The organism is Falsiroseomonas algicola, from assembly GCF_011040385.1.
Classification (GTDB): domain Bacteria; phylum Pseudomonadota; class Alphaproteobacteria; order Acetobacterales; family Acetobacteraceae; genus Falsiroseomonas; species Falsiroseomonas algicola.
The window spans coordinates 188,931-203,396 of record NZ_JAAIKB010000007.1 but is presented as its reverse complement, the minus strand read 5'-3'; the positions used below and the strand labels follow the sequence as shown (position 1 = coordinate 203,396).

Annotated in this window: 12 protein-coding genes and 2 tRNA genes; 7 read left to right on the top strand and 7 right to left on the bottom strand. The window is 72.0% G+C overall.

The genetic code is table 11. The features are described from left to right. Nucleotides 1-3: 3 nt before the first annotated feature. Nucleotides 4-2,694: a valine--tRNA ligase gene (locus G3576_RS18340; RefSeq protein WP_164695884.1), complete on the bottom strand. Its 2,691-nt coding sequence runs from the start codon at nucleotides 2,692-2,694 to the stop codon at nucleotides 4-6. A gap of 101 nt (nucleotides 2,695-2,795) precedes the next feature. On the opposite strand from G3576_RS18340, the gene G3576_RS18335 reads away from it, so the two are divergent. Continuing rightward, nucleotides 2,796-3,764: a Bug family tripartite tricarboxylate transporter substrate binding protein gene (locus G3576_RS18335; RefSeq protein WP_164695883.1), complete on the top strand. Its 969-nt coding sequence runs from the start codon at nucleotides 2,796-2,798 to the stop codon at nucleotides 3,762-3,764. Nucleotides 3,765-3,916: 152 nt separating this feature from the next. Here G3576_RS18335 and G3576_RS18330 read toward each other — a convergent pair whose 3' ends face one another. The 3 genes from G3576_RS18330 to G3576_RS18320 all read right to left on the bottom strand — a co-directional run bounded on the left by G3576_RS18330 (nucleotide 3,917) and on the right by G3576_RS18320 (nucleotide 6,676). Continuing rightward, complete coding sequence (locus G3576_RS18330) at nucleotides 3,917-4,408, bottom strand: DUF2497 domain-containing protein (RefSeq protein WP_235952181.1); 492 nt, start codon at nucleotides 4,406-4,408, stop codon at nucleotides 3,917-3,919. 67 nt (nucleotides 4,409-4,475) lie between these two features. Then, nucleotides 4,476-5,888: a TolC family outer membrane protein gene (locus tag G3576_RS18325; protein ID WP_164695881.1), complete on the bottom strand. Its 1,413-nt coding sequence runs from the start codon at nucleotides 5,886-5,888 to the stop codon at nucleotides 4,476-4,478. Nucleotides 5,889-5,995: 107 nt separating this feature from the next. After that, nucleotides 5,996-6,676, bottom strand: coding sequence for a protein-L-isoaspartate O-methyltransferase family protein (locus G3576_RS18320; protein ID WP_164695880.1), 681 nt, complete (start codon nucleotides 6,674-6,676; stop codon nucleotides 5,996-5,998). A 176-nt stretch (nucleotides 6,677-6,852) separates the two neighbouring features. Between G3576_RS18320 and G3576_RS18315 the strand changes: the two genes are divergently transcribed. Both G3576_RS18315 and G3576_RS18310 read left to right on the top strand, forming a co-directional pair. After that, nucleotides 6,853-6,923 (top strand) — tRNA-Cys (locus G3576_RS18315). A gap of 128 nt (nucleotides 6,924-7,051) precedes the next feature. Continuing rightward, nucleotides 7,052-7,126 (top strand) — tRNA-Asn (locus G3576_RS18310). Nucleotides 7,127-7,230: 104 nt separating this feature from the next. Here the strand turns inward: G3576_RS18310 and G3576_RS18305 are convergent. After that, nucleotides 7,231-7,572 (bottom strand): hypothetical protein, encoded by a 342-nt coding sequence (locus G3576_RS18305; RefSeq protein ID WP_164695879.1) that lies wholly within the window; start codon nucleotides 7,570-7,572, stop codon nucleotides 7,231-7,233. A gap of 120 nt (nucleotides 7,573-7,692) precedes the next feature. On the opposite strand from G3576_RS18305, the gene G3576_RS18300 reads away from it, so the two are divergent. Beyond that, nucleotides 7,693-8,367 carry an HAD hydrolase-like protein gene (locus G3576_RS18300; RefSeq protein WP_164695878.1) on the top strand — a complete coding sequence of 225 codons (675 nt, stop codon included), beginning with the start codon at nucleotides 7,693-7,695 and terminating at the stop codon, nucleotides 8,365-8,367. 58 nt (nucleotides 8,368-8,425) lie between these two features. Beyond that, entirely contained in the window at nucleotides 8,426-11,428 is a 3,003-nt protein-coding gene (locus G3576_RS18295; RefSeq protein ID WP_164695877.1) for a calcium-binding protein, read from the top strand. Between the two features lie 16 nt (nucleotides 11,429-11,444). Here the strand turns inward: G3576_RS18295 and G3576_RS18290 are convergent, their stop codons facing one another. After that, nucleotides 11,445-12,584: an alpha-D-ribose 1-methylphosphonate 5-triphosphate diphosphatase gene (locus tag G3576_RS18290; RefSeq protein WP_164695876.1), complete on the bottom strand. Its 1,140-nt coding sequence runs from the start codon at nucleotides 12,582-12,584 to the stop codon at nucleotides 11,445-11,447. Beyond that, nucleotides 12,585-13,340, bottom strand: coding sequence for a phosphonate metabolism transcriptional regulator PhnF (phnF, locus tag G3576_RS18285; protein WP_164695875.1), 756 nt, complete (start codon nucleotides 13,338-13,340; stop codon nucleotides 12,585-12,587). A gap of 94 nt (nucleotides 13,341-13,434) precedes the next feature. Here phnF and phnG point away from each other — a divergent pair, with 94 nt between their 5' ends. Both phnG and phnH read left to right on the top strand, forming a co-directional pair. Next, nucleotides 13,435-13,893 carry a phosphonate C-P lyase system protein PhnG gene (gene phnG / locus G3576_RS18280; RefSeq protein WP_164695874.1) on the top strand — a complete coding sequence of 153 codons (459 nt, stop codon included), beginning with the start codon at nucleotides 13,435-13,437 and terminating at the stop codon, nucleotides 13,891-13,893. Beyond that, entirely contained in the window at nucleotides 13,890-14,462 is a 573-nt protein-coding gene (gene phnH / locus G3576_RS18275) for a phosphonate C-P lyase system protein PhnH (RefSeq protein ID WP_164695873.1), read from the top strand. Before phnG ends, phnH begins: the two co-directional genes overlap by 4 nt. Nucleotides 14,463-14,466: the final 4 nt, after the last annotated feature.

Sequence of the window (14,466 nt, the reverse complement as noted above, 5' to 3'; positions counted from 1 at the left end):
CCCCTACCCCGCGATCCGCGCCATGGCGGCATCGAGCCGCGCCATCTCCGCCTGCGCGGCCGCCAGGCGCTCCCGGTTCTCCTCCACCACCTCCTCCTTCGCGCGGGCGACGAAATCGGCGTTGCCGAGCTTGGCCGAGATCTTCTTCGCATCCGCTTCCGCGGCGGCGCGGGCCTTGGCGAGGCGCGTGCGCTCCGCGGCCAGGTCGATGACATCGGCCAGCGGCAGCATCACCGTCGCCTCCCCCACCACCACCTGCGCGACGCCCTTGGGCGCGGCGCCGTCCAGCGCCTTCACCTCGGTCGCGCGGGCCATGCGGCGGATGACGTCGATCCAGCGATCGGCGCGGGAGAGCGTGATGCCCGAGGCACCCGACAGCAGCAGCGGCACGGTGACGGAGGGCGGCACGTTCATCTCCGACCGCACGGCGCGGACCTCCCCGATGAAGGAGACCACCCAGTCCAACTCCTCCCGCGCCGCCTCGGCATCGCGCACCTCGGCGGCGCCCGGCCAGCTCTCCCGGATCAGGGAGCATTCCGGGCCATAGCCGAAGAGATGCCAGAGCTCCTCCGTGATGTAGGGCATGGCGGGGTGAAGCATCTTCAGCAGGGTGCCGAAGACATGCTGCCCCGCGCCCTTCACCTCGGCCTTCGCGGCCTCGTCGCTGCCATTCAGGACGGGCTTGGCGAATTCGAGGAACCAGTCGCAGAAGCTGCCCCAGGCGAAGCGGTAGCAGGCATTGGCGTATTCATCGAAGCGGTAGGCTTCCAGCGCCGCCGTCGCCTCCGCCACCGCGCGGTTCGCGCCATCCAGGATCCAACGCGCCAGCGGCAAGGTTGCCGTGGCCGGGTCGAAGCCCTTGTCCGCCGCGATCCCGTTCATCTCGAGAAAGCGCGCCGCATTCCACAGCTTGGTGCCAAATGAACGAAAATCTTCCACACGCTTGCGGCCGAGCTTCACGTCGCGGCCGGGGCCCGTCAGGCTCGCGATGGTGAAGCGGAGCGCGTCGGCGCCGAAGGCGTCGATCAGCTCCAGCGGGTCCATCACGTTCCCCTTGGACTTCGACATCTTCTGGCCCTTCTCGTCCCGGACCAGGCCATGGATGTAGACGTGCCGGAAGGGCACCTCCCCCATGAAGTGGATGCCCATCATCATCATGCGGGCGACCCAGAAGAAGATGATGTCGAAGCCCGTCACCAGCACGTCGCCGGGATAGTATTTCGCCAGCTCCGCCGTCTTGTTCGGCCAGCCGAGCGTGGAGAAGGGCCAGAGCGCGCTGCTGAACCAGGTGTCCAGCACGTCCTCGTCCCGCACCAGCGTCACGTCGCGACCGATTTTCTCGCGGGCCAGCGCGGCGGCTTCCTCCTCCGTCTTGGCGACGAAGACCTCCCCATCCGGCGCGTACCAGGCGGGAATCTGGTGTCCCCACCAGAGCTGGCGGGACACGCACCAGGGCTGGATGTCGCGCATCCAGGCGAAGAAGGTGTTCTCCCACTGCCGCGGCACGAAGACGGTCTGCCCGGTCTCCACCGCCTTGATGGCGGGCTGGGCGAGCGTCTTCGCATCCACATACCACTGCATGGTCAGCCGCGGCTCGATCGGCACGCCGGACCGGTCGCCATGCGGGACCTGGTGGGTGTGTGGCTCGATCTTCTCGAGGAAGCCGAGTTCCTCCAGCTTCGCCACGATCGCCTTGCGGGCCGCGAAGCGCTCCATCCCGTCCAGCGAACGGACGAAGTCGGGATCGCCGCCATCGGTCGTCAGCGCCGCGCCGATCTCCGCCACCGTCACCTTCGCATCGGCATCGAGCACGGAGAGCATCGCCAGGCCGTGGCGCTTGCCGACCTCGAAATCGTTGAAGTCATGCGCGGGGGTGATCTTGACGGCGCCCGTGCCCTTCTCCGGGTCGGAGTATTCATCGGCCACCACCGGCACGCGCCGACCGGTCAGCGGCAGGATGACGTTCTTCCCGACCAGGTCGGCGAAGCGTTCGTCCGTCGGGTGCACGGCGATGGCGGTGTCGCCCAGCATCGTCTCCGGCCGCGTCGTCGCGACCATGAGGAAGCGGCCAGGCTGACCCTCGACGGGGTATTTCAGGTACCAGAGATTCCCCTTCACCTCCCGGCTCTCGACCTCGAGGTCGGAGATCGCGGTCTGGAACACCGGGTCCCAGTTCACCAGGCGACGGTCGCGGTAGAGCAGGCCCTGGCGGTAGAGGGTCACGAAGACCTCCCGCACCGCCTCCGACAGGCCCTCATCCATGGTGAAGCGCTCACGCGGCCAGTCGAGCGAGGCGCCCAGGCGGCGCAGCTGGCGCGTGATGGTGCCGCCGGACTGGCCCTTCCATTCCCAGACATGCTGGAGGAAGGCGTCCCGCCCCATCGTGCGCCGGTCGAGCCCCTGGCTGCCGAGCAGCCGTTCGACCACCATCTGCGTCGCGATGCCGGCATGGTCGGTGCCCGGCTGCCACAGCGCGTCCCGCCCCTGCATCCGCCGGAAGCGCGTCAGCATGTCCTGCACCGACATGGTCAGGGCATGGCCGATATGCAGGCTGCCCGTGACGTTGGGCGGCGGGATCATGATGGTGAAGGGCTTGGCCGGCGATGCCGGATTGGCGGCGAAGGCGCCGCTCTCCTCCCACCCCTTGTAGAGGCGGGCTTCCACGGCGGCGGGGTCGAAGGATTTGTCGAGCATGGCGGCATCCCTTCCCCGCCGGCGCGCGCGCGTCAAGGGCGGGCGCTTGCCGCATGCGGCCACCCGCCGCATCCTGCCATCAATCGACCGGAGGAGACACCATGCGCGCGACACGCCGCGGCCTGATGCTGGCCAGCCTGGCCACGCTGGCGACGCCATCCCTGGCGCAGCCGGCCTGGCCTTCCGGCCCCATCCGCATCATCGTCCCCTTCCCGCCCGGCGGCAGCATGGACACCATCACGCGGCTGCTGCAGCCACGCATCGCCGCCGATCTCGGCCAGTCCATCGTCATCGAGAACCGGCCCGGCGCCTCCGGCGCGCTCGGTACCGCGGTCGCGGCGCGGGCGCAGCCGGATGGCCTGACCTTCGTCATGGTCTTCGACAGCCATGCGGTGAACCCGTCCTTCATCCCGAACCTCGGCTTCGACCCGAAGCGGGATCTGCAGCCCGTCACGCTGGTGGGCTCCGCGCCCATGCTCATCACCACGCATCGCGCGCGCCCCTGGCAGAACCTCGGCCAGGTGATCGAGGCCGCGAAGGCGGCGCCGGATACCCTCACCTATGGCTCGATTGGCGTCGGCAGCCTGTCGCACCTGACGATGTCGCGGCTGCAGCAGCTGGCCGGGATCAAGCTGATCCACGTGCCGTATCGCGGCGGCGGCCCGATGAGCGCGGCGGCCGCGGCGGGCGAACTCGACATGCCGGTGGCCTCCCATGCCGGGCTCGGCGGCCAGGTCGGCGTCTCGCTCCGGCCCCTCGCGCAGACCGGCGCGCGGCGCTCCAGCCTCTTCCCGGACCTGCCGACGGTGGCGGAGGCGGGCGTGCCGGGGATCGATGCGCTGGCCTGGTGGGGCATGCTCGCGCCCATCCGCGTGCCGGCGGAGATCGTGACGCGGATGCGCGATGCGTTGGTGAAGGCGCTGCAGGTGCCGGAGGTGCGCGAACGCCTGACCGGCCCGATGGGCGTCGAGATCGTGGGCAACACGCCCGCCGAATTCGGCGCCTTCATCGACCGCCAGACGGAGACCTGGGCGACGGTGATCCGGGAGAACAACATCCGGCCGGAATAGTCTCGACGGCGCGATCGAGCGGCCGGCGACGCGGGCCGAGGCCGCGAACGCGGCCCGCGGCAGGTGCCGCGCAGCCAAGGCCCCGGAGGGGCCGCCCGGCAACTGAGGGCGTGAAAAACCAGCCAACGAATCGCCGCAGGCGACCGTTGGCGTCAGGGCAGCGCCCGGCCCACCACGCGCTCGATCTCGGCCCGCACCAGGCGTTCCACCAGCGGCGGCAGGTGCTGGTCCAGCCATTCCTTCAGCAGCGGGCGAAGCTCCTCCCGCACCACATCCTCGATGCTCGGACCGCCGCGATAGACCGGCGCCTGGCGTTCCGCCGCGACGCTGCGCAGCAACTGGCCAAGCGCCGCCGTGGTGGCGGCCGCCACGGCCGGGGCGATGAGCCCATCGGCGGGGATGACGGGGGCCGCGGCCGGCAGGGGCTGCGGCGGACCCTCCGGCTCCGGCTCCGCCGGCAGGGAGACATGCGTCGGCGCCGGCGGCGGCTCCGCGGCCGGCGGCGCGGGCTCGGGCGGCGGCGGGCTCGCGACCAGCATCGCCTCCGTCAATTCAAGCGGCTCCGCGGGCGGCGCGCTGGAGGGCGTGGCCGGCGTCTCGTCCTCGTTCAGGATGCGCCGGATGGAGGCGAGGATATCATCCATCGCCGGGTCGGCCCCCTGGGGTCCCCCCTGGGGCCCACCCGGCTTGCCTGCCGCGCCGCTCATGCGTTCAGCGCCCCGCCGCGGAGTAGTCGCCCCAGCCGGCCCAGCGGTTCCGGACCTCCCGGTAGTAGCTCTCCATGTCGTAGATCTGCACCGGCAGGTTCAGGTCCCGCGCCGTCAGGCGGCCAAGGGAGGAGGCCAGGCTGTGGGAGGCGGTGATCACATTGGCCAGCGCCCGCACCAGGCTGACGCGGGCGTTCAGCAGTTCCTGCTCGGCGTTCAGCACATCGAGCGTCGTGCGGCTGCCGACCACGGCTTCGCGCTGCACGCCATCCAGCGCGATCTCGGCCGCGCGGATCTGGGCGCGCACGCTGTCCACCTGGGCGCGGGCCGCCGTCAGCGTCTCCCACGCCTGGGTCGCCTGCTGCGTCGCGGCGCGGCGCTGGTCCTCCACGACCTGGCGGGCCTGCTGGGCGCTCTGCCTGGCCTGGCGCACCGCCGCATGCTCCGCGCCGCCCTGGTAGAGGGGGACGGTCAGGTTGGCGGTGACCTGGGTGCCGTTCTGACGGACGCCATCCGTGGTGGAGTTGTCGTTCCGGAAGGTGGAGCCGGTGACGCTGACCTGCGGCAGCAGGGAGGCGAAGTTGACATCGACCAGGTCGCGCGCCGCGGCCTCGTCGAACAGGGCAGCGACGACGTTGGGATTGTTCTGGCTGGCGACGGCGCCGGCTTCGCGCGCATCGGCCACCGGCACCCGCAGCGGCTGCGGCGCAACGAGGCGCTGCGGCGGCTGGCCGACGAGGCGGGCGAAGGTGGCACGGGATTGCTGCAGGCGGCCTTCCGAATCGGCGCGGGAGGCGCGGGAGCCGGCCAGGCGGCTTTCCGCCTGCGCCACGTCCGTGCGCGTGATCTCGCCGACGCGGAAGCGTTCGTTGGTGGCCTGGAGCTGCCGGGTCAACACCTGTTCGTTGTTGATGTTGAGTCGCACTTCCTCCTGGTCCCGGATCACGGCGACATAGGCGTTCACCGTGTCCTGCAGCACCTGCTGTTCCGTCGCGAGCAGCCGCGCGCGCTGCGCCAGCACCTGGTTCTCCGCCCGGCGCGTGGTCGCGGTGGTGCGGCCGCCGCGATAGATGGGCTGGGTGACGGAGGCCTGGTTGGAGACGACGTCGCGCGACCGCCACGGGCTGACGGTGCGCGTGGTGTTCGTCGGCTCCGTGGAACCGATGGCGGAGCTGGTCGTCTGGCCGACGCTGCTCTGGATCTGCACGGTGGGCCGCCAGCCCGCCAGGGCCTGCGGCACGTTCTCGTCCACCGCCCGCAGCTGGGCACGCGCCGCCTGCAGCGTCGGGTTGTTGGCATAAGCCATCGCCAGCGCTTCCTGGAGGCTCTGCGCCTCCGCGGACCGCGCGCTGGCGATGATCGCAGGGGGCGCCAACATCAGGGCAGTCAGGGCAAGCGCGTGGCGGGACAGCGTCATGGTCTGGCGGCTCCTGAATCCCGCCGAGCATAGCGGGTCCGTCCTGGGATCAAAGACAAAGCGGCGCGCCTCCGGCGGATCGGGGCCACGCGCCGGATATCGTTACGTCAGAACACGAATCCAGGGGCCGGCTGGAAGGCGGGCAGCGGCACCGTGGCGCAGTCGAAGGCATCCGTCGTGCCGAAGCTGCCGCCGGCCTTCCGGCCGAGCACGGCGCGCGGCCCGGCGGCGGGGCCGCGGGCGGCCAGGATGGCGGCCAGGCGACCACCCTCGGCCAGCTGGGCGCTGAGCGCGGCGGGGATGGCGGGGACTTCGCCCTCGATCAGGATGGCATCGTAGGGCGCGCCGGCGGCATGGCCCTCCGGCAGGCTGCCGCTGACGGCGGTGATGGCGCCCGGCGGGAAGAGCCCCGCCAGCGCCTTGGCAGCGATGCCCTGCAGGCCTGCATCCTCCTCCAGCGCCGTCACGCGCGCGCCGCAATGGGCGGCGACGGCGGCGACGTAGCCGGTGCCGGCCCCCACCACGAGGACGCGGTCACCGTCACGCAGTCCCAGCAGCTGGACCAGCCGCGCCGTCACCATGGGCGTCAGCATCGCACGGCCACCCGGCAGCGGGATGATCCCGTCGCCATAGGCGCGGGCCGCGGCGGCGGCGGGCAGGAAGCGTTCGCGCGGCAGGTCGAGCATCGCGGCGATCACGCGCGGGTCGGTCACCTTGTTCGGGCGGAGCTGCCCATCGACCATCCGGCGCCTTGCTTCCGTCGTATCGAGCGCGGTACCCAGTTCCATCGTCGCAGCCTCTTGCATGGCGCGGTTATACGGGGGGCCGGCGCGGCGGCCAAGCGGCGCCGCTGCGCCGCAACACGCGGTTACCTCGCATGACTGGGTTAACAGGATGCGCAGTGCGCTCGACCATCGCGCTTGACCATCGGCGCGCGCTGCCGGATATGGGGCCCACCACCTGTGGCCGCGTGGCAGAGTGGTGATGCAGCGGACTGCAAATCCGTATATGCCGGTTCGATTCCGGCCGCGGCCTTGGTTTCCTGCCTTCCGGGGCAGGGGCGTTCAGCCTGGGGTGGCTTCCATCCCTCCGCGGAACGCTTTCTGGTCCGGGGGGTCTTTACCCGGCGTCGGGCGCTCGCTATAGCCCGCCGCCTTGGCTGATCCGGCGTGGCGCAGCGGTAGCGCAGCGGACTGTTAATCCGTTGGTCGTTGGTTCGAATCCAACCGCCGGAGCCATATTCCCCTCACTGGACGATCACCGCCGGTTGCGACGCGCGAGCGCGGATCCCCACGCGTGCAGTCATGGGCGACACGGCTGCGGGCCGCGCCGCCCCAAATCGCTACTGCGCGGACATGCCCCGATCGGTGACCGTCACGTCGGTGATGCGGCAGATGTCCACCTGGCGCAGTTCCACGCTCTGCCCCGTCTCCAGCACCGCCTTGAAGTCATAGAGGCCGCTATAGGCGGCGCGGAAGGTGCGGCTGCGGCCGGCGGGCAGCACATCCGCGCCCAGCTCGTCCCGCGTCCAGTTCGGGTTGCTGGACCGGTCGAAATAGATTTCCGTCACCGTCCGGCTGGATCGGTTGTGGAAGTTGAAGCGCGTATCGCAGTTCTGCGCCTGGGCGGGCGCCAGCGCGCTCACGGCCAGCAGCGGAAGGGCGAAAAGGGCACGACGGAGCATGGGACGTTCCTGGGGCGCGGGATTGCGCCGCGCGCGAACGCTATGCGCAATCCGGTCGATGCATAGCCGACACGCTTTGACATGACCGAAATGACACGGGGCGCACAGGAAGGGGCAAGGATGCCGCGCCGCTGGCATCGGCTGCCGGCCACGCCCCGCCTCCTCATCCTCGATTTCGACGGCACGCTGGTGGATTCGCGCCCCTGGTTCCTGCTCGCGCTGGACGATGCGGCGCGCCGCTTCGGCTTCCGCCGGATCACCGCGGAGGAGGCGGAGGCGCTGCGCGGCCTGCCGACGCGCGCCATCCTCCGCGCGCTGCGCGTTCCACCGTGGCAGGTGCCGATGATCGCGCTGCATCTCCGCCGGCTGGCTGCGCAGGCGCCGCCCCCGCCGCTGTTTCCCGGCGTGCCCGACCTGCTGGCGCGGCTTCGCGCCCACGGCGTCACGCTGGGCCTCGTCACCTCCAACGCCGAGGCCACTGCGCGGCGCGCCCTCGGCGCCAGCGCCGCCACCATCACGCACTGGTCCTGCGACGCCTCGCTGTTCGGCAAGGCCGCGCGGTTCCGGACCATGCTGCGGCGCGCCTCCGTCGCGCCCCGTGATGCCGCCGCGATCGGCGACGAGATCCGCGACATCGAGGCTGCGCGTCGCGCGGGCCTCCGCGTGGCCGCGGTCACCTGGGGCTATGCGACGGCGGAAGCGCTGGCCGCGGCACGCCCCGATGCGCTGATCGACACCATGGACGACCTCGCCGACTGGATCGGCCTGGACCCCGCCACACCAACCCGGGGTTGACGCCGTGCCGGCTGGCGCCTTGTCTTGAGCGCTCCACACGAAGGCATGGTTGTTGCGGATGGTGCGCAGGGTTGGCTCGCAGGCTGATGACCGCATCAATGGCAGCAGGGGCGCCGACAGCCTCTTCGGGCTCGAGGGCGACGACACGCTTTGGGGCGGGCCCGGCGCCGATACGCTCGATGGCGGGCCGGGATTCGACCTGGTCCTGTTCGGCAACACCGCGACCACCATCGACATCCCGCGCCTGATCCTCAGCGGCGAGGCCGAGGGGGATCTGTTCCTCGATATCGAGGCCTTCCGCTTCGGCGCCGCCGGCGACTCGCTCTCCCTGTTCGGCGTGACGGGGGCCTTCCTGGTCCGGCTCGGCGCCGGCGACGATTCGGCCCTGGGCGGACAGGGCGCCGACACGATCCTGGGCGAGAATGGCGACGACAGCCTGCATGGCGTTGCCGGCGACGACCTGCTCCGGGGCGGCGCCGGCGATGACACGATCTTCGCGGGCTGGGGCGCCGCCAGGGCGGAAGGCGGAACCGGCGATGATTCGCTCATCGGGGTGAATGGCGGTGATACGCTCCTCGGCGGCAGCGGGAACGACACGCTCACCACGCTGCTGGCGGATCTGCCGGAACTGGGGCTCGAGGGCCAGCGCGGACACGACGCCATGCGAGGCGGGGATGGCGACGACGTCCTCATGGGCAGCCTCCTCGGCGTCATCGCCAAGGGCGATGCGGGCAACGACACGATCATCGCGGGCAGCGCCGGTGACAGGCTGGAAGGTGGGGCGGGCGACGACCTCATCGACGCCGACAACGGCACGGTGAATCCGGGTGGCCCGGGCGGCAACGACACGATCCTGGGCGGCGCGGGCGCCGACACCGTCATCCCCGGCGCCGGCGACGACCGCGTCGATGCGGGCGACGGCGCCGACACCGTCCTCGACGTCCGGGACACGACCTTCGGCAGCGGGCACGACACGATCCGCGGCGGTGCCGGCGATGACGCGATCATCGAGGGCGACGGCGACGACCGCATCGATGGCGGCACCGGCGACGATACGCTGGTCGGCAACGCCGGCGCCGATACGCTGACCGGTGGCGAGGGGGCGGATTCGCTCCAGGGCGGCGGGCCTTTCGCGGCGATCCTCGTCACCACCGATGATCCCGATAACCCGGTCGGCCTGGTCATCCTGCCGCCGCCTGGCGGCTTCAGGGGCGATCGGCTGGACGGAGGCGGCGGCGCCGATACCCTGGTGGGCGACTGGGGGGCGGACACGCTGACAGGCGGCGACGGCGATGACCGCCTCTCCGGCGACCCTCTGGCGGTGGTCCTGGAGACGCTGCTGCCGCAGGGCGCGCGGCCGGATGACAGCCTCTCCGGCGGCGCCGGGGATGACTGGGTGAAGGGCTTCAACGGGAACGACACGCTGCGGGGCGGCACGGGCGCCGATACGCTGGATGGCGGCGACGGCATCGACTGGGTCGTGCTGGATGACGGTCCGGTCTTCGCGACCACGGGCGGGGCGACCAGCGCCGGCGGCGTCGACCTCTTCATCTCGATCGAGGGCTTCCGCTTCGGCGCTGGCGACGACGCATTCGAGTCCGACGCCGATGTTGCCGCCCGGGTCCGGCTTGGCGGCGGGGCGGACCGGGCGCGTGGCTCCCTCCTTGCCGACACGCTGGCGGGCGATGCGGGCGACGACACGCTGGAAGGGATGGACGGCGACGACAGGCTGCGCGGCGGCGCGGGCAACGATTCCATCGCCGTCGCCGGCGCGGGCCATGCGCTGCTGGAGGGTGACGCCGGCGACGACACCCTGCTCGGGCTCGGCGGCGGGGACACGCTGGCGGGCGGCCATGGCAACGATCTGCTCATCGCCGCCTCCCTGTCATCCGGCGCTGCCATGGCGGCCGAGGGCTTCGGGACGGATCTGCTGCTCGGCGGCGCGGGTGACGACGTCGCGATCCTCGGCGACCAGGGCGGCACCATCCAGGGCGGGGCCGGCGCCGACACGCTGTACGGCAATGCCGGGGACGATCTGCTCGATGGCGGCGATGGCGACGACCTGATCCATGGCGACCTTGCCGGCGTCGACGCAGCGGGCGGCGATGCCGACACCCTGTCGGGCGGCAGGGGGGCCGATACGATCCTCGCGGGCCAGGGGAACGACTCTGTCTCCGGCGGCGATGGCGACGACGTCATCCTGGCGTCGGACCTCGTCGCCCTGGATATCGGCCTGGTCCCCCTGGAGGCCGGGGACGACACGGTATCGGGCGGCCGCGGGAATGACCGGATCCTGGACTCCGGCGGGCATGACAGCCTGTCGGGCGAGGCGGGGGCCGACACTATCGCCGCCGGGATCGGGGCGGATACCCTGCTGGGCGGCAGCGGCGATGACAGCCTCCGGGGCGGCGACGAGATCGCGCGCGTCGCGGGTGACGAGGGCAATCTCCTCGATGGCGGCGCCGGTGCCGACACGCTGCTCGGCAGTTGGGGGGCCGATACGCTGCGCGGCGGCGACCATGACGATTCGCTGTTCGGCGATGACGAAGACCCGGGGTCAGCCGCCGACCTGCCCGCCGGCGCCGCGCCGCATGACTGGCTGGAGGGTGGCCGCGGCCAGGACTGGCTGCACGGCCTGGCCGGCGACGACACGCTGGCGGGCGGGGACGGCGCCGATACGTTGCTGGGCGGCGGTGGCGACGATTCGCTGGCCGGCGATCGCGGCCATGACCTGATCCGCGGAGGCGCCGGCCAGGACGTGATCGAGGGCGGCGGCGGCGCCGACACGCTGATCCTGGACCTGTCGGGCGGCCCCGACCTCTTCCTCGACATGCGCGCAGGCCAGGACCGGCTGCAATTCGCCGAGGCATTACCCGGCATGGCGGGCGTGACCCTGACATTCGGCGCCGCGGCGCGGAGCGATGCCGCGCAGTTGGTCTATGACCGTGCCACCGGCCTGCTCTCCTGGTGGGCGGAGGGCGCGGCGGGCGATGGCCTCGATCTGCTGATCCTGGCCAACCGGCCTCACCTCTCGGCGGCCGATATCGACCTGTTCGGTTGAACCTGGCCGGCGCGGGTCAGCCGATCCGCGCCGCCGCGCCAGGCGCCAGCCAGGCAAGCCGGCCCGCCGCGAAGGTGGCGACCGGTGCGCGCCGCGCCGGATCCACCACCACCACATCGCCCCGCAGCCCCGGCGCGATGCGGCCGCGATCCGCGAGCCCCGCCGCCGCGGCGGGATTGGCGGAGACCAGCGCCCAGGCCGAGGCCAGGTCCAGCACGCCGCGCGATTCCATGACGAAGGCGGCTTCCAGCATCGCAGGCCAGTAGTAGTCGCTGGCCAGCACGGTCACGAGGCCGCGTTCCGCCAGCGGCGCGGCGGAGGCCCAGCCCATATGGCTGCCGCCGCGCACGACGTTGGGCGCGCCCATCACCACCGCCTCCCCGGCCGCGCGCGCGGCCTGCGCGACATCCTCGCCCATCGGGAATTCGCAGACGGCAGCACCCAGCGCGCGGAACTCGGCGCGCATGGCAGGTGTCGCATCGTCGTGGCTCAGCATGGGGATTCCGTGCATGCGGGCGGCCTCCGCAAGGCGCGCGCGGGCGGCCGGCACGTCGGGGCGCATGGCGGCGGCACGCTGCGCCAGCGCGATGAAGTCCGCCGCCGGCACACCGGCGCGGGCCGCATAGGCGGCGGCCTTGGCGGGGTCGGCAATCCGCTTCACGATACCCGGGGTGTGGTCGTTGAAGGCCAGCAGATGCACGCGCCCCGCCGCCATGTCGGCCAGCAGCTCCTCCAGCGCGTCGAGGTTGTCGGCCTCGAACCGGCAATGGATGCGCAGGTCGCAGCCGGCAGCCGGACGCACCGCCTCCACCGCCGCCAGCGTCGCGCGCCAGGCCTCGATCCCTCGCAAGCCGGGCTCCCAGGACAGGGTCACGCCGAGGCAGGCCGTGGTGATCCCGGCCGCCAGAAGCTGCGCCGCGCTGTCGCGCATGCCGAGCGCGGCGGGAAAGCCGATGCCCGGCCGCGGCTGCATCTGGCGTTCATGCGCATCGCCATGGATGTCCACGAGGCCGGGCATCACCAGCAGCCCCGTGGCATCGAAGCGCCGGCCGCCGGTGCCGCCAGCCTCGGCGATGACGCCGCCCGCCATCGCCACCTCGCCCGCCGCCAGCGTGCCGTCCCGCAGGGCCGTGCCGCCCCCGATCACCCAGTCCATTCAGCTTTCCACCACCATCTGCATGCGGCCGGCGGCGTAGCGCGCGATTGTGACATCCACCACCTCGCCCGCCGGATCGACGTTCACGGCCTCGCTGACCAGCACGGGGCGGTTGCGGGATTGCTGCAGCAGTTCCGATTCCTCCGCCGTCGGCAGCCGGGCGGTGATGCGCGTGACCTTGCGGCGATAATCCGGCACCCCGCAGGCCACCAGCGCCGCGGTGATGGAGGGGTTCTCCTTCAGCAGGTCGGGAATCCGGCCGAAGCGGGACGCGGGAAAATGGTGCGTGCCGATCAGCAGCGGGCGTCCATCCACCAGCGACAGCCGTTCCACCACCACCACCGGGCGGCCGCGCCGCATGCCGAGCAGATCGGCCAGTTGCGCCTCGGCCGGCATCTCCTCCACCCGCAGGATCCGCCCGCCCGGCTCGCGGTTCTGGCGGCGGATGTTCTCGGAGAAGCGCGTGCGCGGGCCAAGGCGGTAATCCACCACATCCTCCGCGACGAAGCTGCCACGGCCCTGCTCGATGCGGACCAGGCCGCGGCCCTCCAGCTCCTCCATCGCACGGCGCACGGTGTGGCGGTTCACGTCGAAGCGCTCGGCCAGTTCGGCTTCCGTCGGCAGGCGCGCGCCGGGCCCGTACTGGCCGCCGCTGATCTCACGCTCCATCTGCTGGGTGATCTGCCGCCAGAGCGCGACGCCCTCTCCGCGCGCGAGCTTGCGGGCTCCGCCCCCGATATCGCCACCATCTGTCATGGAACGTTCAACCTCCCGGTGCCTTTGGCGTGGCAGTTTCACTTGACCTTAACGGCCCGGATAACTAGTCGTCTAGATGAATTTGGCAAGCACCATGACCCTTTCCGACACAGCCGACACGGCAGCGCGGCAGCGCTGGATGGCCGTCCTGGCCCGGGCCAGCGCCGCCGACATCGCGCGGCACCTGGCCGATGCGCCACCCCTCCCCGCCCATCGCCGCCTGCGGGGGCCTGAGACGGGTCTCGTCATGGTGCGCGGCCGCGCCGGCGGCGATGGCGCGCCCTTCAACCTCGGCGAGATGACGGTGACGCGCTGCACGGTCCGCGTCGAGTCCGGTGCCATCGGCCATGCCCATACGGCAGGGCGTGACCACGGCCAGGCGGAGATCGCCGCCGTGCTGGACGCGCTGATGCAGGATGGCGCCTGGCGGGAAAGGCTGGAGGCGCTGGTCATCGCGCCGCTGGAAGCCGCGCAGGCCGAAAGACGGGCGGAAACGGCGCGTCGCGCCGCCGCCACCAAGGTCGAGTTCTTCACCATGACCCAGATGCGATGAGCGGCGCGACGAGCCTGGCGGGCTTCGCCGACCCCGTCCTCGATTCCCAGGCCACCTTCCGCGCGGTGCTGGAGGCGATGAGCCGCCCCGGCCGCGTGCAGCAGGTCCCGGTGCCGCCGGAATTGCCGCCGGGGATCGAGCCTGCCGCCGCCGCCGTGCTGCTGGCACTGGCCGATGCCGATACGCCGATCCGCCTGGCGGCAGGGCCGGAAGCCGAGGCCTGGATCCGCTTCCACACCGGCGCCCGCGCCGCCGCGGTCGCGGAAGCGGCCTTCGTGCTGGATCCCGCGGCGCGGCTGCTCGACCTGGCCGCGGGGACGGAGGAGGAGCCGGAGCGTGGCGCCACGCTGATCCTGCCCGTCGCCGCGCTGGCGGAGGGTTCGGGATGGCGCTTGGCCGGCCCGGGCATCCAGTCCACGCACCGCCTGTCGGTCCAGGGCGCGCCGTCCGGCTTCCTCGCGGATTGGGCCGCCAACCGGGCGCGCTTCCCGCGCGGCGTGGATGTCATCCTCTGCGCCGGGGACCGCATCGCCGCCCTGCCCCGCAGCGTCGCGATCCAGGAGGGCTGAGGGC